Annotated in this window: 20 protein-coding genes; 4 read left to right on the forward strand and 16 right to left on the reverse strand. The window is 60.3% G+C overall.

Annotated elements, in window-relative coordinates; genetic code table 11:
* Positions 1-21: 21 nt before the first annotated feature.
* The 3 genes from B9Z41_RS09690 to B9Z41_RS09700 are packed head-to-tail and all read right to left on the reverse strand — an operon-like array spanning position 22 to position 2,589.
* Positions 22-1,302 carry an FAD-dependent monooxygenase gene (locus B9Z41_RS09690; protein ID WP_100146859.1) on the reverse strand — a complete coding sequence of 427 codons (1,281 nt, stop codon included), beginning with the start codon at positions 1,300-1,302 and terminating at the stop codon, positions 22-24.
* Between the two features lie 17 nt (positions 1,303-1,319).
* Positions 1,320-1,790: a VOC family protein gene (locus tag B9Z41_RS09695; protein WP_100146860.1), complete on the reverse strand. Its 471-nt coding sequence runs from the start codon at positions 1,788-1,790 to the stop codon at positions 1,320-1,322.
* 1 nt (position 1,791) lies between these two features.
* Positions 1,792-2,589, reverse strand: a complete 798-nt coding sequence (locus tag B9Z41_RS09700; RefSeq protein WP_233202618.1) for a TetR/AcrR family transcriptional regulator — start codon at positions 2,587-2,589, stop codon at positions 1,792-1,794.
* A gap of 119 nt (positions 2,590-2,708) precedes the next feature.
* Here B9Z41_RS09700 and B9Z41_RS09705 point away from each other — a divergent pair, with 119 nt between their 5' ends.
* The 4 genes from B9Z41_RS09705 to B9Z41_RS09720 are packed head-to-tail and all read left to right on the forward strand — an operon-like array spanning position 2,709 to position 7,145.
* Positions 2,709-3,359 (forward strand): CoxG family protein, encoded by a 651-nt coding sequence (locus tag B9Z41_RS09705; protein ID WP_100146862.1) that lies wholly within the window; start codon positions 2,709-2,711, stop codon positions 3,357-3,359.
* Positions 3,360-3,368: 9 nt separating this feature from the next.
* Positions 3,369-4,244 carry a xanthine dehydrogenase family protein subunit M gene (locus tag B9Z41_RS09710; protein ID WP_100146863.1) on the forward strand — a complete coding sequence of 292 codons (876 nt, stop codon included), beginning with the start codon at positions 3,369-3,371 and terminating at the stop codon, positions 4,242-4,244.
* A 19-nt stretch (positions 4,245-4,263) separates the two neighbouring features.
* Positions 4,264-4,752, forward strand: a complete 489-nt coding sequence (locus B9Z41_RS09715; RefSeq protein ID WP_100146864.1) for a (2Fe-2S)-binding protein — start codon at positions 4,264-4,266, stop codon at positions 4,750-4,752.
* Positions 4,749-7,145 (forward strand): xanthine dehydrogenase family protein molybdopterin-binding subunit, encoded by a 2,397-nt coding sequence (locus B9Z41_RS09720; protein ID WP_100146865.1) that lies wholly within the window; start codon positions 4,749-4,751, stop codon positions 7,143-7,145. The genes B9Z41_RS09715 and B9Z41_RS09720 overlap by 4 nt, the downstream gene beginning before the upstream one ends.
* 4 nt (positions 7,146-7,149) lie before the next feature.
* On the opposite strand, the gene B9Z41_RS09725 is transcribed toward B9Z41_RS09720, so the two are convergent.
* The 13 genes from B9Z41_RS09725 to B9Z41_RS09785 all read right to left on the reverse strand — a co-directional run bounded on the left by B9Z41_RS09725 (position 7,150) and on the right by B9Z41_RS09785 (position 22,316).
* The gene (locus B9Z41_RS09725; RefSeq protein WP_100146866.1) at positions 7,150-9,594 is read right to left on the reverse strand and encodes a Lon protease family protein; all 2,445 of its coding nucleotides are present in this window, start codon (positions 9,592-9,594) and stop codon (positions 7,150-7,152) included.
* A gap of 139 nt (positions 9,595-9,733) precedes the next feature.
* Complete coding sequence (locus B9Z41_RS09730; protein ID WP_100146867.1) at positions 9,734-11,869, reverse strand: molybdopterin cofactor-binding domain-containing protein; 2,136 nt, start codon at positions 11,867-11,869, stop codon at positions 9,734-9,736.
* Between the two features lie 4 nt (positions 11,870-11,873).
* On the reverse strand, positions 11,874-12,347 hold the full coding sequence (locus B9Z41_RS09735) for a (2Fe-2S)-binding protein (protein WP_100146868.1): 474 nt from the start codon (positions 12,345-12,347) through the stop codon (positions 11,874-11,876).
* Positions 12,348-12,364: 17 nt separating this feature from the next.
* Positions 12,365-13,558 (reverse strand): amidohydrolase family protein, encoded by a 1,194-nt coding sequence (locus B9Z41_RS09740; protein ID WP_100146869.1) that lies wholly within the window; start codon positions 13,556-13,558, stop codon positions 12,365-12,367.
* A gap of 35 nt (positions 13,559-13,593) precedes the next feature.
* The gene (locus tag B9Z41_RS09745) at positions 13,594-14,307 is read right to left on the reverse strand and encodes an ABC transporter ATP-binding protein (protein ID WP_233202619.1); all 714 of its coding nucleotides are present in this window, start codon (positions 14,305-14,307) and stop codon (positions 13,594-13,596) included.
* Entirely contained in the window at positions 14,297-15,037 is a 741-nt protein-coding gene (locus B9Z41_RS09750; RefSeq protein WP_100146871.1) for an ABC transporter ATP-binding protein, read from the reverse strand. Before B9Z41_RS09750 ends, B9Z41_RS09745 begins: the two co-directional genes overlap by 11 nt.
* Positions 15,034-15,972, reverse strand: a complete 939-nt coding sequence (locus B9Z41_RS09755) for a branched-chain amino acid ABC transporter permease (RefSeq protein ID WP_100146872.1) — start codon at positions 15,970-15,972, stop codon at positions 15,034-15,036. Before B9Z41_RS09755 ends, B9Z41_RS09750 begins: the two co-directional genes overlap by 4 nt.
* Positions 15,969-16,829: a branched-chain amino acid ABC transporter permease gene (locus tag B9Z41_RS09760; RefSeq protein WP_100146873.1), complete on the reverse strand. Its 861-nt coding sequence runs from the start codon at positions 16,827-16,829 to the stop codon at positions 15,969-15,971. The genes B9Z41_RS09755 and B9Z41_RS09760 overlap by 4 nt, the downstream gene beginning before the upstream one ends.
* Positions 16,830-16,844: 15 nt before the next feature.
* Positions 16,845-18,089, reverse strand: coding sequence for an ABC transporter substrate-binding protein (locus B9Z41_RS09765; protein ID WP_100146874.1), 1,245 nt, complete (start codon positions 18,087-18,089; stop codon positions 16,845-16,847).
* A 68-nt stretch (positions 18,090-18,157) separates the two neighbouring features.
* Positions 18,158-19,921, reverse strand: coding sequence for a CocE/NonD family hydrolase (locus tag B9Z41_RS09770; protein ID WP_369823316.1), 1,764 nt, complete (start codon positions 19,919-19,921; stop codon positions 18,158-18,160).
* Positions 19,922-19,951: 30 nt separating this feature from the next.
* Complete coding sequence (locus tag B9Z41_RS09775) at positions 19,952-21,040, reverse strand: LLM class flavin-dependent oxidoreductase (RefSeq protein ID WP_100146899.1); 1,089 nt, start codon at positions 21,038-21,040, stop codon at positions 19,952-19,954.
* Between the two features lie 32 nt (positions 21,041-21,072).
* Positions 21,073-21,579, reverse strand: coding sequence for a flavin reductase family protein (locus tag B9Z41_RS09780; RefSeq protein ID WP_100146875.1), 507 nt, complete (start codon positions 21,577-21,579; stop codon positions 21,073-21,075).
* Positions 21,580-21,626: 47 nt separating this feature from the next.
* A complete protein-coding gene (locus B9Z41_RS09785; RefSeq protein ID WP_199172968.1) occupies positions 21,627-22,316 on the reverse strand; it encodes a TetR/AcrR family transcriptional regulator in 690 nt (229 codons plus the stop codon).
* Position 22,317 lies beyond the last annotated feature (1 nt).

Raw genomic sequence — 22,317 nt, forward strand, 5'->3', positions numbered from 1 at the left:
CCTGTTGTGGTTGAAATGAAATCAATGCTCGGCGTGCTTGGCGCCAGCGTGTTGTTGTGTTGGGGCTGGGGTGGGCCTGAATGCGGTGACATGGCCATAGCGACCCAAGTCAATCGCGGTTTCGGCCACCACCTCGCGGGCGTTGCGCTCGGTGGTGTGTGCATCGCTTCCGGCTGCTTGCGATTGCATGTAGGCACCCAGCCAGCGTGCGCGGTCCACCGCCATCTGGCACTGGGGCAAACGTTGTTGCTCGTACACGCGCAAGGCCTCGGCGGTTGCGCCGTGGCTGCGAATGGCGTCGGCCAGGGCAGCCGCATCTTCGGCGGCCTTGGTCACGCCCATGCCAATGTGTGGACGGCCCACAAACGAGGCGTCGCCCATCAGGGCCACGCGGTCAAACGCAATTTGGGTCGAGGCCAAGTCGTAGATGGGTTGCAAAAACGGCTGCGCAGTTTTTTCAATCATCTCGGCAAACTGCGGTGCCAAGATGCGGCGCGCGTCTTGGCGCATGTCGGACACGTTTTTCCATGACACCTTGTTGGGCGAAATACCGCCCGGGTGGTGCACGCCATCGGCGTCGGTCAGTAAAGCATCCAGCGCCGGGCCCGCGGGTGCGGGGCGGTACCAGACAAAGTTGTAGGCACGTCGCCCACGGCGGGTGTCGTTGCCGGGGCCCGCGACGGGATAGCCAATGATTTGCTCGCCCACCGGCAAACAAAACCCGAAGGTGTCGAACACCGTGTTCAAGGTCAGGTTGGACAAGACCGACTCGTCGCACACCCCGCGCCATGCCACATAGCCCGCATACACCGGTTGAATTTGCGGCGCAAACTGCTGACGCACCGCCGAACGGATGCCGTCACTGGCCACCACCAAGTCGGCTTCGAACGTGACGCGCTGTTCACCATCGAGGGCATGCACCACCACACGGTCGGCCAATTGCTCCACGCGCTCCACCGACACACCTTGCAAATAACGTTCGGCAGGCACCAAGCGGTGCAGCAAGTGGTAGAGGCGGCTCCACGAGGTAAGCACCTGCGGCATGTCAATTTCAATGCCCACCGACCCATCGTGGTTGAGCGACATGCGCCCATCGATCGCCACGCCCAAAGATTCGGAGTCGTCCAAGCCCGCACGCTTCAAGCCTTCGGTCAAGGCGTCATGGGTGACGATGCCAGCACCCCGCCCGTCCATCGAGCCGCGCACTTTTTCGAGCACGCGTACATCGTGGCCATCTTTGAGCAACATGTTGGCAGCCATCAGGCCACCGAGCGATCCGCCAACAATCAGTATCCGTGCCATGTGGGTCTGCCTTGGCCTCAGGCTGCCGACGCGGCAGCGAGTTTTTTGTCCAGCGCGTATTTCTCGTGCGTGGGGTAATTGAGTTCGACCACCACACCGCTCGGGTCGTCAAAGAACAACTGGTGCAGGTGAATCTCAGGCACGGTGCGCTGACGCGGCACCACCTTCATCTGTGCCAAGTGGTCGAGCATTTGCTCCAGACCATCGGCAAAAAACGCCACGTGGTCGACGGCACCACTGCCGTGCAAGGAACCAATGTCGCGGTCACCCAGGTAGTTTTTCAAACCCTCGGGGTCGTTCATGTCAATGCCGATCACGTGCACCACCGCATTGGCCACATCGGTGTGTGGACCACGGTAGAGCCACAAACCCGGAAACGGAAACGGTGGGCGCGGCCCCACGGTCAAGCCCAACACGTCCACATAAAAACGCTCGGTCGCTACCATGTCGGTGGTGCGAATCGAGTAATGGTTCAAGGTGAGTGCCATGTCAAGTCCTCTGAGGTTTGCTGCGTGCGCTCGCACGGGAGTGCGCATTGGAGCGCGTGTTGGTCGACAGGGGTGTCGCCGCTTTGACCCGAGGGGTGTTGGGCTGACCCAACACCTCGCGGCTGGCTTGCAAATAGGCGCGCACTTGGTTGCGTATGACCACACGGTCATACGCAGGCGTATTGCCGTCGTGCACCGTCTGGCTGTAGACCCAGCGACGCAAACCACTGTAAAAAATACTGCCGTGCAAACCCATCAACAACTCACGCTCCATCACCGACGCCTGGGCGCGGCTCTTGAACGCGCGGTAGCGTCGGGTTTCACGGATCAGGCGCGGAAACAAGCGCTCACGCAGCAAGTCAAAGAAGCGGTTGGTGATGGTTTGGTCGGTCAAACCCGAAAAGATCAAGATGCGGACAAAGTCGTGCGTCAACACGGTCTCGGCGTAGTCGATGTAGAACAAAGTGAACTTGTCTTCGGTGGACAGGCTGTCGTCGTCAAGCCACTGCTCCCACTCGGGCTTCCAGCGCCCCTCGAACACCTCCAGGTACACACGGTCTACCAAGGCTTGCTTGGTGGGAAAGTAGTGGTACAGCAAGGCATGCGTGACGCCAATGCTTTTGGCCAAATCGCGCATTTGTGCATCAAAACCGTGACGCGCAAAAAACTGGATGGCACCGTCAACGATGTGACGCTCGCGGTCCAGCACCGACATGCGCTTGCGCGCTGTCGCGGGTGCTGCGGGCTTGCCTTTCGGGTTTTTCCTAGGCAAAGACCTATTTACCAATGCGTCAACCATGGATAGCATTGTTGAACGTTTGGTCAATAACAATCATCGGTGCAAACCCTCAAGCATGGCACCCACGAGACACGGCCACGCATGGCATTGACAGGCCCTACAAACTCACAAGGATCACCATGGAATTGACTGGAGAAGTTCGCATCAACGCGCCCCGAGAGCGCGTGTGGCATGCGCTCAACGATGCACGCACCTTGATGGCTTGCATTCCGGGCTGCGAAGAAGTCGAGATCACCTCGCCCACCGAACGCCATGTGCGCTTGTTGGTCAAAGCCGGTCCGGTGCGGGCCCGCTTCGTCGGGAAAATCACCCTCAGCGATGTGGTGGCAGGCAGCGCCTGCGTGATGAACTTTGAAGGTTCGGGCGGCACCGCCGGCATGGCCACCGGCAAGTCGTCGGTACAACTGCGCGACGACGGCGACGCCACCGTGGTGCACTACACCGCTACCGCCTCGGTGGGTGGCAAGCTCGGGCAAATAGGCGCACGCATGCTCGACGCTGCCTCCAAACAAATGGCCGACCAATTCTTCAAACGCCTCGGCCAAGAATTGGGGGATGGGCAGACCCCGCCTTCATCCACCGCAGGTGCACCGCCCACGCAAGGTGCCGCTGCCGCGCACTCGGCAAGCACCAGCGCTTCTCACGCCAGCCATGTGCACAGCCCATCTGCCGCAGCCCCGCTCCTCAGTGAAGGCACCCGCTTGCTGTGGTTTGCCTGCGGCTGTGCGGCCACCGGATTTGGCGTCGTGTTGGCCAGCTTGTTTCGCTGAGGCACCGACATGAAATCCCCCGAGTTCGATTACATCAAAGCCCGCTCTCTCGAACAGGCGCTGTCGCTGCTGGCCAGCCACGGTGACGAGGCGCGCATCCTGGCTGGTGGGCAAAGCCTGCTGGCGGCACTCAATATGCGCTTGTCCGAGCCTGCGCTGCTGATTGACATCAGCGGGCTCAACCACTTGCGCGGCATCCAGGTCACGCCCACCGCGTTGCGCATTGGGGCCTTGACCACCCACACCGACATTGAAAACTCAGCCCAAGTGGCCCAGCACGCCCCCCTGCTGAAACTGGCGGTGCCGCACATTGCCCACCGCGCCATCCGCAACGCGGGCACGTTTGGCGGCTCCATCGCCAACGCCGACCCCGCCGCCGAGTGGCCTTGCTGCTTGCTGGCCCTGGACGGCCAGGTGGTGGCCCAGAGCCCACGCGGTGAACGCCGTATCGCGGCATTGGATTTTTTCACCGGTCTCTACACCACCGAATTGGCCGATGACGAGGTGTTGACCGCCTGTGAATTGCCACTGGCACAACGCGACGACTGGTTTGGTTTTCAAGAACTGGCACGCCGTCATGGCGACTACGCCATCGCCGGCTTGGCCATGCACCTGCGCTTTGCAGGCCCCGTGGTGCAAGCGGCCAAGCTCAGTTGGTTGGGTTTGGCCAGCACGCCCTTGCGCAGCCGCAAAACAGAACAGTTGTTGGTCGGCAAACCGCTGGACGCCACCACGTTTGAAATGGTCGTGGCCTCGCTGCGCGAAGAGCTTGACCCCTTGGCCGACCTCACCAACAGCGGCGCCACCAAAAAACACCTCGCCACTGTGTTGGCACGCCGCCTGCTGACCCAGGCCCAGGCCACACGCCAAAGCGTGGCTGCTTGACACCCCCAAAGGCTCACCCATGTCAGACCTTCACACCATCCGACTCCATGTCAACGGCCAGTCGCACAGCTGCGCCATTCCGCCCCGACTGCACCTGATCGATTTGTTGCGCGACGAGCTGGGCCTCAAAGGCTCTCACCTGGGCTGCGAGCACGGCGTGTGCGGCGCCTGCACGGTCGAGGTCGAAGGCCGCATCGTGCGAGGCTGCCTCACACTCGCCGTGCAAGCCGACGGCGCACAAGTGCGCACGGTGGAGGGCCTGTCCGACTTGCCCGACGCGCGCCAGTTGCAACAGGCGTTTGTCAAACACAACGCCTTGCAGTGCGGCTTTTGCACCCCCGGCATGTTGATGGCCGCACGCGAGCTGGTGCAACACAAACCCGACGCCACCCGCGAAGAAGTGCGCGAGTGGATGAGTGGCAACTACTGCCGCTGCACCGGCTACCACGCCATCGTCGACGCCGTCTGCGACGTGCTGGCCCAACGCCACCAGGAGGCTGCCGCATGAGCACCGTGGTCCACACCCAAGACGCGCCCTTGCACGACCTGACGCAAGACCCGCGCTACATCGGCCACAGCCCCGAGCGCCCCAGCGCACGCCGCCTGGTGCAGGGCCAGGGCTGCTATGTGGACGACATCGAGCTGCCCCGCATGGCCCATGTGGTGTACTGGCGCAGTCCGGTGGCGCATTGCCGCATCACCCGCATCCAGGCCGACTTTGCGCGCCGCATGCCCGGCGTGTTGCTGGTGGCAGACGGCCCGATGCTGGCCAAAATTTGCAAGCCTTGGATCGCCACCCTGGGCCACTTGGCCAACATGAAATCGGCCCCGCAATACCCGCTGGCGATGGAACGCGCGCACTGGCAAGGCGAACCAGTGGTGGCCATCGTGGCCGAAACCCGCGCCCAGGCCGAAGACGCGCTGCAATACCTGCAAGTCGAATGGGAGCTGCTGCCTGCGGTGGTCGACATGGAAACCGCCCTCGACCCCAGCACCCCGGTGATTCACCCCGAGCTGGGCGACAACCTGTGCTTCACCCGCAGCCTAGACACCGGTGGCGTGGACGACGCCTTTGCCCAAGCCGACCAGGTGGTCAACACCACCTTTGAGTTTGGCCGGCACACCGGTGTGACGCTGGAGCCGCGCTGCCAAATTGCCGACTGGCGCACCGCTGAGCAGCAGCTCACGGTCTACCACTCGCAACAAGCGCCGCACATGATGCAAGACCTGTACGCGCGCCAATTTGACATTCCTGAATCGTCGGTGCGCGTGATCTGCAAAGACGTGGGTGGCTCATTTGGCATCAAGGTGCACGCCTACCCCGACGACTTTGCCACCGTGGCTTTGTCGATGATGCTGGGCCGTCCAGTGAAGTTTGTGGCCGACCGCATGGAGTCGTTCACCAGCGACATCCACGCCCGCCACCACCGCATTGACGCCCGCATTGCGGTGCGCAACAACGGCGAAATTCTGGCCTTTGAAATTGACGACCTGACCGGCATTGGCCCGTTCTCAATGTTCCCGCGCACCAGCGCGATCGAGGGCAACCAGGTGGTCAACCTGGTGGGTGGCCCCTACAAACACCAGCACTACCGCGCCAAGTTGAATGTGGTGTTCCAAAACAAAACCCCCACCTGCCAATACCGTGGCGTGGGTCACCCCATTGCCTGCGCCGTGACCGAGGGCTTGGTGGACATGGCCGCACGCGCCATCGCCATGGACCCGCTGGAGATTCGCCGTCGCAACGTCATCCCCGACGACGCTTACCCGTGTTCGGGCATCAGCGGCATCAAGCTCGAAGGCCTGTCGCACCAAGCGTGTCTGGACAAGTTAGAGAGCCTCATGAACTACTCGGCCCTGCGTGCCGAACAAGCGGCGCTGCGCGAACAAGGCATTTACCGAGGCATTGGCATTGCGGCCCTGATTGAGCTGACCAATCCCAGCGCGGCCTTTTATGGTGTGGGCGGTGCCCGCATTGCCTCGCAAGACGGCGCAACCGCACGCCTGGACCCCAACGGCGGTGTGACGGTGATGGTGAGCGTGGGCGAACAAGGCCAAGGCAACGACGCCATCTACACCCAAATCGCCGCCGATGCGGTGGGTGTGGACATGGCGCAGGTGCGTGTGGTCACCGGCGACACCGAAGTCACCCCCTACGGCGGCGGCACCTGGGCCTCGCGCGGAGCCGGCATTGGCGGCGAGGCCGTGTTGCTGGCGGGTCAAGCCTTGCGCGCCAACATCTTGAAGGTAGCTGCCGTGATCTTGAAACGCGAGGTGAGCGAGATCGAATTGCACCGTGGCCAAGTGGTGGACGCCCACACCCGCGAAGTGCTGACGCCGCTGACCGAGGTGGGCCGCATTGCCTACTTCCGCTCCGACTTGCTCCCCAGCGACTTCACACCTGAGTTGAGCGTGACGCGTCACTACGCGCAGCGTGACTACCCGTTCATCTTCACCAACGGCATGCAAGCCTCGTATGTCGAGGTTGATCCTGACACTGGCTTTGTCAAACTGCTGCAACACTGGGCGGTGGAAGACTGCGGTCGCGTGATCAACCCACGCTTGGTGGATGAGCAAATTCGCGGCGCCATTGTGCAAGGCATTGGTGGCGCCATGTTGGAAGAGTGCCTGTACGACAACCAAGGCCTGATGCTCAACGCCAACATGGCCGACTACCTGGTGCCCATGTGCTCTGAGATGCCCGACATCCATGTGGCCCACGTGCAGACCCCCACCAAAAGCAGCCAGCTCGGTGCCAAAGGTGCAGGCGAAGCCGGCACCGCCGGTGCCCCGGCGGCGGTGATGAACGCGATCAACGATGCACTGGCCCCGTTCAAGGCGCAGGTGGTGTCGCAGCCGTTCACGCCTGAGAAAGTGTTGAAGGCACTGGGGAAGGTGTGAGGCCTCAGGGCTCACGCGGGTCCGCGCGCTTGGGCGCGGGCTTGCTCGCCCGCAGGGGCCGATGCGCAGGCACAGCATCACAGGCCCGGCGAAATGCTTGCAACGTTTTTTGCACCAAGCCCAAGACCGTGTCAGCGGGGTAATGCCCCAGTTCGCGCGTACCAAAGGGCACACCGGTGAGCAGCGCCATGCCCTCGCCGACCCACTCAGCGGTGTAAATATGAAAGCGTCCTTGCGACACCGCATCCACCACCTGGGGTGACAGCATCAAGTGGCGACGGTTGCGGCCGGGTATCAACACCCCTTGCTGACCATCAAGCCCCAACAACTCGCAGGTCTGAAAGTAGCCTTCAATTTTTTCGTTGATGCCCCCCACCGGCAGCATCTCGCCGCGCTGGTTCAAGGCGCCGGTCACGGCGATGCCCTGGTGCAGTGGCAGCCCCGACAGGCTGGAGAGCAAGGCATACAACTCGGCACACGACGCCGAGTCGCCTTCGACCCCGCTGTACTCTTGCTCAAACACCACCGAGGCATTCATGGCCAGAGGTGCCAGATGCACAAACAGCGCGTTCAAGTAGCTTTGCAAAATCAACACGCCTTTGTCGTGGATGGGGCCTGACATCTCCACCTCACGTTCGATATTGAGCAAGCCTTCGTGCCCCGCATACGTGCGTGCGGTCACACGCACCGGAAAGCCAAACTCGTAATCGCCCAAATCGATGACGGTCAAGCCATTGAGCTGCGCCACTTTGTGGCCCGTCACGTCCATCAAGCGGTCGCCATCCACAATGCTTTCTTGCAAACGTTGCTCGGGCGAGTTGTGACGGTGCTTGCGCGCTTGTGTGGCGGCATGCACGTCGTGTGCATCCACCAGATGGGCACCCCGCAAACGGGCCACGGCACTGCTCTCGATGACCAGGGCCTCCGACACACCAAAGGTGGCGCTTTGCCGGGTTTGGTCTTCGGCTGCGCGGTGGCTCTCTTCAATCAGCACCGCCACCGCAGCCGCCGTGAAATGCGGCAAGCCCAAACGCTGGCAGGTGTGCGCCACAAAAATAGCAGTGGCATGGCAAGAGCTGGGCGTGGCGGTGAAGCTCTCCACAAAATCGACCTTGCAACGAAAGTGTCTGGCGAATTCGGGGTCGGCTTCTTGCACCGCGTAGTACTCGTCGACCGAGGCAATCAGCACCAGCTTGACGTACACATCCACAGGCTCGGGTTCAAGCGACACCGCCGCAATGGGGGCCAGCATCATGCCGGGCTCTTCGATCTGCAAGCGCCCGCTGCGCAAGAAGCGGCGCAGCTTCTCCCACACGGGCGGATCGGCCAACAAGTCGCGCAAGTGCAGCATCAAAAAACCGCCATGGGCCTTGAGCAAGCTGCCTGCGCGGATGCGCGAGAAGTCTGTCACCAGCATGTCGTTGTCGGGCTCGTACTCAATGCCACCAAACAAGGCGCGAAACAGCGGGTTGTCCTCCACGATCACCGGTGCGCCCGTGAGGGCATGGTTGTCCACCACCACGTTGACACGCAAATGCGAGAGCACATCCACCAACGCTTCCAGGCGCGTCTCTTCGTCTTCGCTGGGTTGGAACAGCTCGATGTTTTCCAAAATTTCGTGCTGCACCTGCTCTAGGTATGCGCCCAGCTTGACGCTGTCTTTGATTTGTTTTCGCAGGCCATTGCGGATGGTTTGCATCTCGCGTTCGAGCATGGGTTTGATGGTCTGCCTGCGCAACGCAGCCAACGCGTCGTTCATCACGCGCTCTTTGGCGCGGGTGGTTTCCAGGAATTTGGTGATTTCTTTCTGCAAGGCTTCTTCGGCACTGTCGATGGCAGCGCGTTGCTCGCGGCTGAGCTTCAAGCTCTTGGCCGGTGTCATGGCCTCGCCCTTGTCGTCTTTCAAGGTAAAGATCATGTTGCCTTGCTCACGCATCAGCCCAAAGTTGCGGGCCTCGGCATACGCACTGAGTTCGCCATAGCTGGCGTCTTCCTGTGCCTTGTACGTGCTGGTGATGCGCTCGCTCTTGACCTTGAAGTCTGGCCCGCTCAACCACTTGGGAATTTCACTTTGCAGTGTCTTGGCAAACTGCGCCATCAACTGCCGCAGCAAACGGCCTTCGCCTGCCGGCAGGCGCAAGGCACGGGGGTGTTCCGGGGCGTCAAAGTTGTGCAAATAGCACAGGTCAGGGGGCACCGAGCGGTTGGCAGCTTGGGCGTGGAGCATTTGTCGCATCAGTGTGCTGCGGCCACTGCCCACCTCGCCCAAAACAAACAGGTTGTAGCCCGCTTGGTCCATGTTGAGGCCAAAGCGTGCGGCTTGCTCTGCGCGGTCTTGGCCAATCCAGGGCAAGGGCTGACCACTCAGCTCAGCCGTGTCGGCAAAGCCCAGGGCGGGGGCATCGACGCGCAAGCGCAACATGTCACAAGAAAGTCGTTGGTAGGTCATGACAGTGTGTGTGTTGATGGACGGACCTCGCCTGGCAAGGGCGTCAAGCCCTTGTTGGCGCGCTGCACCTGTTGCGACTCATTATGAAGGGATCTGCCGCCTACAGACATGCCGGCAGTCCAGGGTCAGCCAGATGGGCTCAGGCCTGCGCGTGAATCACTTGCAGCAGCCGATCGGGGGTCATCGGCAAATGTCTGGGGCGCACGCCCAGCGCATGCACCACCGCGTTGGCAATGGCTGCGCCCACCGGGCCTGCGGCCACTTCGCCTGCGCCCAAGCTGGGTTGTGCAGGGTCATCGACCAGGGTGATGTGGATCTCGGGCACCGCATCAAAATTCAATATGGGGTACGCGTCCCAGTGGCTGCTGGTGATGCCCTCTGGGCCCCAAGTCACGGCTTCTTTGAGGGTCCAGCTGATGGCTTGCATCACACCGCCTTCGATTTGGTTGAGCAGCCCATCGCGGTGCACCACACGGCCAGCATCGACAGTGCACCACACCTGTTGGACGCGGATGGACTCATCCACCGCCACCTGCACCGCCACCGCGCAATAGCCAGCGCGATTTTTGTAGCGGCCAAACGCCAGCCCCAGGCCCTGCCCTTCGCCACCTTGGCCGCGTTGCGCCCAACGCGCCGCTTCGGCGGTGGTTCGCAGCACGTGGCTGGCACGGTCATCTTTGGCGTGACGCAGTCTGAACTCGAGGGGATCCACCTGCGCCATCGCGGCCAACTCGTCCATGAACGACTCAATGGCAAAGGTGTTGGCATAAGCGCCCAGCGAGCGCAAGGCCGACACACGCACCGGCCCGTGTGGCACAAAGTGTTGCGTGACCTGTAAGGCCGGCAAGTCGTAATAAGGAATGATGTTGCGCAAGCCGCCGCCCGTGGGCAAGGTGACGTCTTTTTGCTCGGGCCTGGGCACATCGGGCTGCAAAGCCCACGCGGCCAGCAAGTTGATGCCGCTGGACCAACCCGGACGGTTCAAGTGGCTGTGGCTCCAGGTCTGGGCTTGCCAATCGGTGATGCGGCCTTGCGCGTCCAAACCGGCGCTGAGTTCGACCAAGCTGGCCGAGCCAACCGGTGACACACACAACTCGTCTTGCCGCGTCCACTGCACACGCACCGGCACTTGGAGTTGCTGGGCCAAGAAGGCAGCGTCCAGCGCCACGTCGTCTGCGCCGTTGTGGCCATAGCAACCCGCGCCGGGGCTGTGCACCACGTCCAGCGTGTCAACGGCCACGCCCAAGGCGGTGGCCATTTGTTCGCGCAGTTTGAACACGCCCTGCGAATGCGTCCACACCGTCAGCCCGTCTTGACCACTCGCCGTGCGCGAGGGCTCGGCCACGGCACAGGCCAAGCCGATGGAGGCATGGGCAATGTAGGGCTTGGAGTAGCGTTGCGTAAGGCGCTGGGTAGACACCAAAGCTTGGCCTTCATTCACCACCTGCTGCGTGTGCGCGGGCAAGCTGGTCAGCAAGGGCTCGATCTCTTGAAAGGCGGGCAACTCGGGCAACACCCATTTCACCAAAGCACAGGCTTTCTCATGAGCGCGCAGCAGCGCCGCCTCGTCGGGGCCCAGCAAGGCCATGAACTCGCCCTGACAGACCAGTTGCGTCACGCCGTCCAAAGCACGCAAGGCCGCCAAGTCGGGCTGGTGTGCACGCGCCTCGGCATGGGGCCCACGCAACACGCGGGCATGCAACATCTGTGGGCGCACGATGTCATGCACAAAACCTGGGCCGGTGAATTTGTCCCACAGGTCCACACGCACAAAGGCTTCATCGGCGGCTGCCTGCACATGGCCCGGATCTGCCTCGTCTGTGAGCGGCAGGTCGAGCCGCGTGGCGGCATAGTCAAAACTTTGTGCCAAGTCGTGGTAACTCACACGCTGGGCTGTCGCGTCCGCCGAGAACACGCCGTCTGTCAAGGTGAGCGCGCAAGGCAACACCGACAAATGCGCACTGGCCTGCTGGGCAAACACACGTCGCATCTGCACGCAAGCATGGCGCAAGGCCGAGACACCCACCTCGACCGAGAAACTGCCTGCGGTGTAGCCCTCGTCGGGGCTGTGCGCGGTGTGGCCTGCGAGCAAGCTGGTTTGGTCGGGGCGCAAGCCCAATTCTTGGCAGGCCACTTTGAGCAAGGCGGCAGAAATGCCCTGCCCCAGTTCGACCTTGCCGCTGCGAATTTGAAAATGGCCATCGTCCAATAGGCGCACCCATTGGCCCAACAAAGGCGCGGTTTGAATGCTGGTGGGTAATGGTGTGGTGGACATGGCTTCAACCTTGTGCGTTCAAACGTTGGATGGCCAAGCGCGTGGCGCGCACGATGCGCACATGGGTGCCACAGCGGCACAAATGCCGGTTCAAGGCTTCGGTGATGTCGGCGTCTGTTGGCTTGCGGTTGTGCTGCAACAAGGCGGTGACAGACATGAGCATGCCGTTGATGCAATAGCCACACTGGGCCGCTTGCTCGTCCACAAAGGCTTGCAGCACCACCGCGCCCACCGGGTCTTGCGGCAACGAGGCGGGTGTGCGCACATCACAGCCCTGCACCGACCAATTGGGCGTGTTACACGACTGCTGCGCATGGCCGTCCACGATGACGGTGCATGCGCCACAGTTGCCTGCGCCACAGCCGTAGCGCACGTCTTTGGCGTTGCACGGGTTGCGCAGCAGGTGCACCAGCGCGGTGTTGGCCTCGGCCTGCACGGCAACGGCTTGGCCGTTGAGCTGAAAACTCGCAGTGTTCATGCGCACCCCTTGGCGTTTTAGGCTTTGATCTTCAAGAGCTTCATGGCGTTGAGGCCTTCGATCATGCGGCGCTGTGTGGCGGGCAAGCCTTTGACGCTGGCGATCAGACCCAGTGGATCGTCCATGCCCATGTCGTAGGGATAGTCGGTGCCCAACAGCACATGCTCGGCGCCGTAACGGTCGATCAGGTTTTTCAGCATGCGGGGGTCGAAGGTGATGGTGTCGAAGTAAAACTTCTCGAGGTAGCTCGAAGGCTTCTTCTTGATCACGGTGCGCACATCGGGGCGTGCCTGCCACGCATGGTCCATGCGGGCCCAGTAGTGGGCAATGTAGCCACCGCCGTGGGCCGCGATGAATTTGATTTTGGGGTTGCGTGCCACCACGCCATCCAGAATCAGGTGACTCACGGCCACTGTGGTTTCGAGCGGGTTGCCAATCACGTTGTTGAAGTAGTGGTTGGTCAAGCGCTCGCCCTGGGTGTAGCCCAGGGGGTGCATGAAGATCACGGTGCCCAACTCATTGGCTTTGGCGAAGAACTTTTCCAAACCCAAACGGGGGTCGGTCAGGTTCATGCCGTTGACGTTGGTACAAATTTCCACGCCGCGCATGCCGAGTTTTTTGACGCAGTACTCCAGCTCTTTGACGGCCAGCTCAGCGTTTTGCAAAGGCACGGTGCCCAGGCCCACAAAACGGTCGGGGTGTTTGGCCACCAACTCGGCAATGCCGTGGTTCACGTCGCGTGCCAGCTCGGCACCGAGTTTGGGCTCGGTGAAATAGAAGTAGTGGTAAGGCGCTGGGCACACGGCCTGGATGTCCACCCCCATGCGGTCCATGTCTTGGATGCGCTCTTCAATGCCCATCAACTTGGGGGCACGGGTTTTCATTTGCTTGACGTTGGTTTGGTTGGTCAACTCGTTGGCAAAAATCACCGTGGGGTCGTACTGCGCCGCGTTGAGGTGGGCGGTTTTTTTGTTCACCTCGGGGTTGAGGTAGTGGCAGTGGATGTCCACCACTTTGGATTTGCCGCGACGGTCTTTGACGATGTGGGCGGTGGCCGATTTGGACTTGACGCCCGTGGTGGCAGCGGCCTTGGTGCTGCTGCTCTTGGCCGCTTTGGCCGTGACGGCCTTGGCCGATTTGGCACTGCTGGCGAGCGAGAAGCCGTGGTCGTGATCGGGGTCACTGCAAGAAGCGGCGCAGGTGTAAAACATGGTGAGTCCTTCAGGGTTTGAAAAAAGTACGGGGTTCAGAACACGCCCAGATGGCGTGTGGCTAATTCAGGGTTGGCGCGCACCGCGTCGTGGGTGCCGGCAAAGGCCACCTCACCGGTGTTGAGTACGACGATGTCGTCGGCCAAGCCCATGGCGAGTTCAAAGTTTTGTTCCACCAAGATGATGGACAAACCTTCTGACTTGAGTTTGGCAATGCCGCGTGACACCTCGGCCACGATGAGAGGCGCCAAGCCCTCCGAGGGCTCGTCGAGCAACAGCACATCGGGGTTGCCCATCAAGGCGCGGCCAATCACCAGCATTTGTTGCTCACCACCCGACAAGGTGCCCGCGCGTTGCTTGTGGCGTGGCAACAGTTGTGGGAACAAGTCATACACACGTTCCAGCGTCCAGGGGTGGGCAATGTCGCGCTTTTGTTCGGCCACGATGAGGTTTTCTTCCACACTCAGGCTGGCAAACACACGCCGGCCTTGTGGCACCAAGCGGATGCCACGTTTGGCAATCGCCTCTGGCGGCAGCGCGCCTATCGACTGGCCCTCAAGCAGCACCTGTCCACCGGTGCACGGCAACAAGCCAGACAAGGTGAGCATGGTGGTGGTTTTGCCTGCGCCGTTGCGGCCCAGCAAGGCCAGCACATGGCCTTTTTTCAAGGTGAACGACACGCCATGCAGCACATGGCTGTCGCCGTAGTGGGCATGGATGGCGTCAAGGGTCAACAAATCAGTGGCCAAGGTAGACCTCCCGGGTACGAGGGTGGTTGACCACCGTCTCGCGGTCACCTTCCACAATCAAGCTGCCATAGTGCAGCACTGCAATTTGCTCGGCAAAAGCCAAGGCCACGTCCATGTCGTGTTCGATCATCACGATGGTGGTGGACTTAGGGAGCGCCGCAATCAGGTCGCGCACGATGATGCGTTCGTCATGTGACAAGCCCGCCAGCGGCTCATCGAGCAACAACAAGCGCGGCGACTGGGCCATGGCTACCGCAATCTCGACCCGGCGTTGTTCACCGTAAGAGATTTCTCCCGCTGCCAAATGCGCGCTCTCTTTCAAGCCCACGGAGGCCAACACGGTTTCGGCTTGGTGGTACAGCGCATCATCAAGCTTCAAAGGTTTGAAAGCTTGGAAACGCCTCGTGCTCACCCCCAACAAAGACAAGGCCACGTTGTGCAGCAAGCTGTCTTTGGAAAACAAGGTGATGATTTGGTAGGTGCGGCTCACCCCCGCGTGGGCACGACGGTGCACAGGCTGGTGGGTGACGTCTTCGCCAAACACTTTGATGGTGCCGGAGTTGGGCTGCAAGTCGCCTGAGATTTGGTTGAACAGCGTGGTCTTGCCAGCCCCATTGGGGCCAATGATCAGACGGCGTTCACCGGGCTTAACCGCGAACGACACGTCTTGCGTGACCTTCACACCGCCAAAGCTTTTGCACAGGTGGCTGACTTCAAGTGCGTAGGTCATGCCTTGCTCCCGCTACCAAAACGTTTCTTCCACACATCCACTGCGGACACCAGGCCCGCGGGCATGAAGATCACGATGAACAAGAAGACCAGACCCAGCAGCATGTTCCAGCGCTCCACATACGCCGAGGCGTAGTTCTTGAGCACCACCACCACCAACGCACCCAGCAGTGGGCCTGCCAGGGTGCCCGAACCCCCAGCGATGACGCACAACAAGGCCTCGGCAGAGACGGTGATGGCCATCACACTGGGGTGGATGTATTTGTGGAAATAGACATACAACAAACCTGCCACCGCCCCCAGAAAACTGGCGATCACAAACGTGGTCCAGCGGATGGCCCAGACGTTGTAGCCCAGCGCGCTCATGCGTCGCGCCTGGTCGCGGGTGCCGCGAATGGAGGCACCAAAGGGCGAACGGATCAACACGCTGATGGCGTAGATGCAGGCGCAGGTGATGATCAGCGCAAACCAGTAAAAGTTGTTGCTGATGTCCAGGTCAATGCCAAACGGGTGTGGGCGCGTCAGGCCGGACAAGCCGTTGTCACCGTTGGTGACCGACACCCATCGGTAGCCCAAGCCCCAGACGATTTGCGACAGCGCCAAGGTCAACATCAGAAAACCCAGCCCCGTGGCACGCAATGCGATCCAGCCAAACACCATGCCAATCAAGGTGGTGAGCAGCAAGGCGGCGGGCGCAGTGATGGTGTGGTCCAGTCCCATCTTGATCGACAACCAAGCCGAGATGTAGGCCGACAAGCCCATGTAAGTGGCGTGCCCGAGCGACGTCAACCCGGCGTAGCCCACCAACAAGTTGAGGCTGGACGCAAAGATGACGGTGATGAGAATTTGGCTGCCCAGGTTGACGAAATATTCGCCCGACACCAGCGGCAGCACAGCGAGAAATACGATGCCCAACAGCACCCATAAACGGTTCATGTTGTGACTCTTCCAAAGAGGCCTTGCGGCTTGAAGGCAATGACCACCACCATGGGCAGAAACAAGATGACGTAGGCCAAATCAGGCACCAAGGCAATGCCAAAGGTGTAGATGAAGCCCACGATGAAACTGGCCACAAAGGTGCCCACCAAACTGCCGACACCGCCCAGAATCACGACGATCAGAGCCAGCGGCAACATGTCGGCGTCCAGGCCCGGATAGGCATTGAAGATCGGTCCACCCAAGGCCCCGCCCAGACCTGCTAAGGCAGCCCCCAAGCAAAACACAGTGGTGAACAAACCCGAGGCCGGAATGCCCACGGCGCGCGCCATCGGCATGTCGTCCACCCCTGCGCGAATCATGGCGCCCAAGCGGGTGCGCTCCATCAACAAGTACAGCAGCACGCCCACCACGATGGAGAAGCCCAACACCACCAAGCGGTAGGTGGGGAACCTCAGGTTGAACATTTCCATCGGTGCCTGAAACATCGATGGGGTTTGAATCGGCAACGGGTCACCGCCCCACAGCATCAAACACAGATCGGCCACCACAAACGACAGCCCCAAGGTGGCCAGCACCTGACCTTGCGCGTTGTTGGTGAGGCGACGCAAGATGAAGCGCTCGATCAAACCGCCCACCACCGCCATGGTGAGCATGGACGCGCAAGCGGCCAACACCAGGCCGTGGCCTTCGCGAATCATCGTGGCAGCGACATAAGCGCCGAGCATGAACAAGGACCCGTGTGTCAGATTGGCAATGCGCATCAAACCGAAGATGAGCGCAAATCCGGAGGACAGCATGAACAGCAGCCCTCCGAATGCCAGACTGTTGAGGGTTTGGATGACCCAAATCTGCATGATGAACCTTGTGGTTTAAGACTCGAGGTTCTTGGCCGGTGGCCAATCGCGCGAGTACACCGGGTTGGCCAAGAACTGCTTGGGGTCGTAGTTCCAGAACTGGCTCACGTTGGGGTAGGTCTTGATCACCGAGTTGACCAAGCGGCCTTCTTTGCGCGCCACTTGGCGGATGTAGACGTCACCCACCACGTTGCCCAAGTCGTCAAACTTGACGTTGCCGCGTGCGGTGGCCACGTTGGTTTTCTTCAAGGCCGCCATCAAGGCGTCGCGGTCGTTGATCTTGCCGCCAATGGCTTTGACGGCAGCTTCCAAGATCGCACCGTTCACATAGGTGGCCGCAGCGTAGTAACCCGGGTCGTAGCTGAACTGCTTGCGGAAAGCCGGGGCAAACTTGGCGTTGATGGCGTTGTCCAACTCGGCGGAGTACCAGCACACGGTTTGAATGCCCAAGGCTTCGTCGCCCATGTTGCGCAGTACGGATTCGTCCAGCGCAGTCATGCCACCCACGATGGTCATTTTGTTGCGCAGACCGTATTCGTTGAACTGGCGCACGAAGCGGAAACCGTTGGAGCCGGCAAAGCCCAAGAAGATGCCATCCACGTCGGTCTTGAGTTGTGCCAAGAAGCTGCCGTAGTCAGGCGCCGTGAGTGGTGGGAACATTTTTTGAACGATCTTGCCGCCGTTTTCTTCGAACACGCGCTGGAAACCTGCGTTCATTTCGTGGCCGTAGGCAATGTCGTCGGCAATCATGGCCATGCGCTTGAACTTCAAGGTTTTGGCGCAATGGTCGGCCATCACATGCGAGCACTGTGACGACGAAGACGTGGCACGCACAAACCAAGGGTTGGGTTTGCGCTGGGTCATGTCGTCAGCGGCAGCCACTGACAAGGTAGGTACTTTTTGCGCCTTGAGGTAGTCGTCAATGGCCAGGGCTTCAAAGGCAGCCAGAGGGCCCATCAGCACATGGATCTTGTTGAGCTCCACCAACTCCTGAACTTTGGACTTGGCATTGGCGGGGACGCCCCCGGTGTCGGCCACGATGAGTTGCACTTTCTGGCCCGCGATCATGTTGTTGCGTTCGGCCAAGTACATGACCAAGGCGCGCTCCATGTCGATGCCGCCAGAAGCCAAAGGCCCGGTTTTGACGGTCAATAAACCGATGCGAATGCCCTCGCCTGCTTGGGCTTGTGCAGCCATGGGCAAGGCCATGGTCATACCGGCGGCTGCCGTGGTTTGTAAAAAGTCGCGTCTTGTCGTCATGCATGTCTCCTGATGTGGATGCTGTGTGAATAAAACAAACTTGGCTCTCACGCTTCCTCTGCGGGAAGTTACTGACTGCGCCCTCGCGGGATGACGGGCAGCAGCAAGTACGGCTGCTCGTCGGCATCGAAATGAAGGGTGGTCTCTCCGCCAAACAAACCGTGCGGGCGATCCCGTGGGTCGTTGTGCAAGAAGGGACCACAGCCGAGCAACTCATTTTTGAAGTTGGACAACTTCAACCCGGTTTTCTCGGCATAAATGTAATCACGCCCACGCACCGACAGCGCCAAGCGATGGCCTGCTGGAATGACGATAGAGGTAGGCCACAGCTCCACATCCAGCGTCACCGCTTGACCCGGTGTCAAAGGCTGGGCTTGAGTGTGCGTGTGGTACGGACGGTAGGGGCGCGTCAGCTCAGCATCCAACGCGCGGTGCGACGCGCGCAACCAACCCTGGGCCACCGGCGTGTGCGGGTCGATGGCCCCGGCAAAGGTGACTTCGCGCAGGTCGGGCGTCAAGACACGCAGCACCAAAAACACATCGGCATCGGCGGTGCTCGACGACATCTTGAGTTGCGCGGCCAGTGGGCCGGTCAACTCCATGTCGTGGCTCAGCGGTGCGGACACAAAACTCAAACCATCGCCCATGGCTTGAAAACTCAAACGCCCCTGCGTGGCTGATGGCTGCTCGGACAAAGATTGGTCATGGGCCGACAAATACATCTTGGTCCACTGCGTCTGCGGCAAGGGCCAGCTGCTGTCGGTGCGTTCCTCAAAGCGATGGGGGTGGCGCACTTGCAAACGCACCGGCGGCTCTTGGTCCCACCCGTTGGCCTCGCCTTTGAGGAAGTGGGCAAAGAAACGCTTTTGAATCTGTATGCCGTAGTCGGTGTAGAAGTGGGTCCAGTGCTCCAGGCCATGCATCTCCAGCCACTTGTGCTTGGAGGCGGCGCGCATGAAGCTCTCGGAATTGCCACGCAAATGCAAGCCCTGGCCACCCCAGTTACCAGCCGACAAAAACGGCACGGTGATCTTGTCCCACTGGGCCGAGCGTTCGCGGTGGTAGGCGTCGTCTTCGGGGTGCGACAAGATGTCTTGTCCGAACTGGCAACGGTTGGCGGCCAACTCGCTGTCTGACAGGGTGACATCACCGCACACCCAGGCACCTGTGGCCGGGCTTTTGGGGCCACGCTCGCCGACACCGTATTGCACAGTTTTGACTTGCATGTCGTACCAGTGGTCCCAGAAGGTGGACAAGATGCCACCGTGGTGTGTCATGTCGCGGTACCAATCGGCGGCACCCTCCCAAATGCACATGGCACTCAGGTGCTTGGGTTGACGGCTGGCGACTTGCCATTGGTTGATGCCAAAGTAAGACACACCCGACAAACCTACTTTGCCGTTGGACCAGCCCTGCTGCCCCGCCCACTCGATGCAGGCCACGTAGTCGTCGGTTTCGCGCGGCGAGAAATGGTCCACATACCCCGGCGAGCGACCACAGCCACGCGAGTCAACGCGCACACAGACATAACCATCGGGCACCCATTTTTCAGGATCGACGACCTCCCAGTTTTGAAACAGGTTGGACGAACCGTGTGGCACATCGGGGTGATCGCTGACCATTTTTTGCCAGGCGCTGGGATAGCCCTCTTGAAACGCCAAACCTTTGGCGTACGGCCCGTAGCTCAACAGCACTGGGTACTGGCCCGGTGCGATGGGGCGAAACACGTCGGCACGCAAGATCAGGCCATCGTCCATCTGAATCGGCACATCCCAATCGATGGCCATGCCGGCTCGGACTTCTGAATAGGTGCTGTCGGTGCGGTGTGTCAAGTGGATCTCCAACGCATGCAACAAAAAAGATCAGCGGCCAATGGCGGCGTTAACGCGTGGCATCACCTCGTTGGCAAACAGCTCCATCGAGCGTTTGCCCAAGGCGGGGTCCATCCAGTCGTGGCAAGCGTACAAGAGGTTGCCAAAGTCGCCCACTTGCTCGCGGAAGGCCAAGATTTGATCCACCACCGAGTTCACGGTACCGGCCAACACCAAGCGGTTGGTCACGTACTCAGGCGTGACCAAGGCGTCGTCCATGTTGGGGTCGGTCTTGAACAAATTGCTGCGACCGCCTTTGAGCATCTTGCGCACCAACTGCTTGAAATAAAAATGGTAGGGACCGCCCTCTTCCAAGCCATAACGCTTGGCGGTGGCTTCGTCGTCGGCCACAAAAATGCTCTTGGCCACGCGCCATTCGCTGGGGCTGGCGACGGCTCCGACGGCTTCACGACCTTCCACATACTTGGGCCAATGGGTCTTGACCCACTCGGGCATCAGGAAGTTGGCGGAGATAGGTTGCCAGCCGCGCTTGGCCATTTCCGTCACACCCTTGGAGAACGGGGCGACGGCGGTGCCCACGATCAGAGGGTGTGGGCGCTGGTAGGGCTTCATGATGAAGCCTTGGCCGATTTCAGGAATCATGGTTTTGCCAACCGACACTTTCCAGAACTCGCCTTCGATGTCGTAGGGCGGCTCCGACTCCCAAATTTTGAGCACCATGTTGATGCTCTCGACAAACATGGCATTGCGGTCTTTGCCAAAGTTGCCAAACACCTCGGCGTCTGACATCAAGCCCCCAGGGCTGATGCCCATGATGAAGCGGCCCTTGAGCATGTGGTCCATCATCGCGGCTTGCGCGGCAATCGCCGCAGGATGGGCATTGGGCATGTTGATGGTGCCCGTGCCCAACATGATGTTTTTGGTTTCAGCAATCAAGCTGGCCAAAAAAATCATGCTCGACGTGACCGTCTCCGCAGCATCGGTGACGTGCTCGCCCACATAAGCCTCGCTGTAACCGCAACGGTCGGCCAAGATGATGGCTTCGCGGTCCTCTGCCAATGTCTCGGTGATGTTTCGCCCGGGCGGATGCAGCGGCATCATGAACATGCTGTGTTTCAATGTCTTCTCCTTGAATATGTGAAATGGGGTGCTCAGGCCACGCTGCACTCAGCGCCTTGCAAATAACTGCCCTGACAAAACAGCAAGGTAGGCTTGCGCTCATAGGCGTATTGCTCGACCAGGCCTAAAAACAAAATGTGATCGCCCACCACCAAGCGCTCGGTGGTTTTGCACTCCAACGTGGCCACGCAATCGGCAAGCACCGGCAGACCGCCCAAGCCTGGGGTGTAGTCCACGCCTTCAAATTTGTTGGTCACGGCTGTGCTGGAGAAACGTTTGGACAGGTGTACCTGATCCAGCGACAAGATGTTGATGACAAAGCGTTCGGTTTGATCGAACACATCCAAACTGGGGGAGCCTTTGACCAAGCTCCACAGCACGATGGGCGGGTCCAAAGACACAGAGCTGAAAGAGTTGGCGGTGACCCCCACCAGACGGGTTTGGGCGTTGCCCGAGGTCACGACCGTGACGCCCGTTCCAAAACTTCCAAAGGCATTGCGCAAATCGCGCGGATCGAAAACGGGCTTCTTGGTGTTCATATGATCACTTTAAGGTGATCATATGATCAATAGCATCGGTGCTTTCCCTAGCTGCGCGATTTATTTCGAGGTTTCTTGTCAGGCGTCAAGCCCAAAATTTGCGGCAGTACTACGCGCGCACCCGCCATGAAGTGCGCAATGGTGACGCGGATCATCTCCTCCACATCGTCTTCGATGGGCACATTGAAAATCCAACGCCGCTGGCCAAAGTAAAAAATGCGCGCGTTGATGCTCCAGACCAGCTCAATCTCGGCGGTCTTGAGGGGCAACTCTTTCACCGTTGGCAAATTCAACTCATGACGCAGCTCGGCGGCCACGGGCTCCAAGATGCGGGTGCGCAGCACATCGAGGTATTTTTTGTTGATGCTCTCCCCGCGCAAGCCTGAGAACATGAAGATGCGCACCCAGTCGCGGGTCAGGGCCGCCTTGGAATACTCGATGTACAAGCTCACCAAGCGGTCTTCCAGCGGGATGCTGCGGTCTTGGATGACCGACTCCCAAAATGGGTTCCAGCGCCCGAGGTAGACCTCTTCGTAGACCCGATCAATCAGCGCTTCTTTGTTGGGAAAGTATTTGTAGAGCAGCGATTGGGTCACACCCAAACGCCGCGCCAACTCGCGCGTGTCGCCACTGAAGCCCACCTCGGCAAAAAACTCGACCGCGCCACGCGCGATCTGTTGTTCTCGCTCCTGGCTGCTGAGTCGTTTCTTTTCGGGAGGGGTGTTTTTCGAAGGCATG

It is taken from the genome of Limnohabitans sp. JirII-31, assembly GCF_002778315.1.
Classification (GTDB): Bacteria; Pseudomonadota; Gammaproteobacteria; order Burkholderiales; family Burkholderiaceae_C; genus Limnohabitans.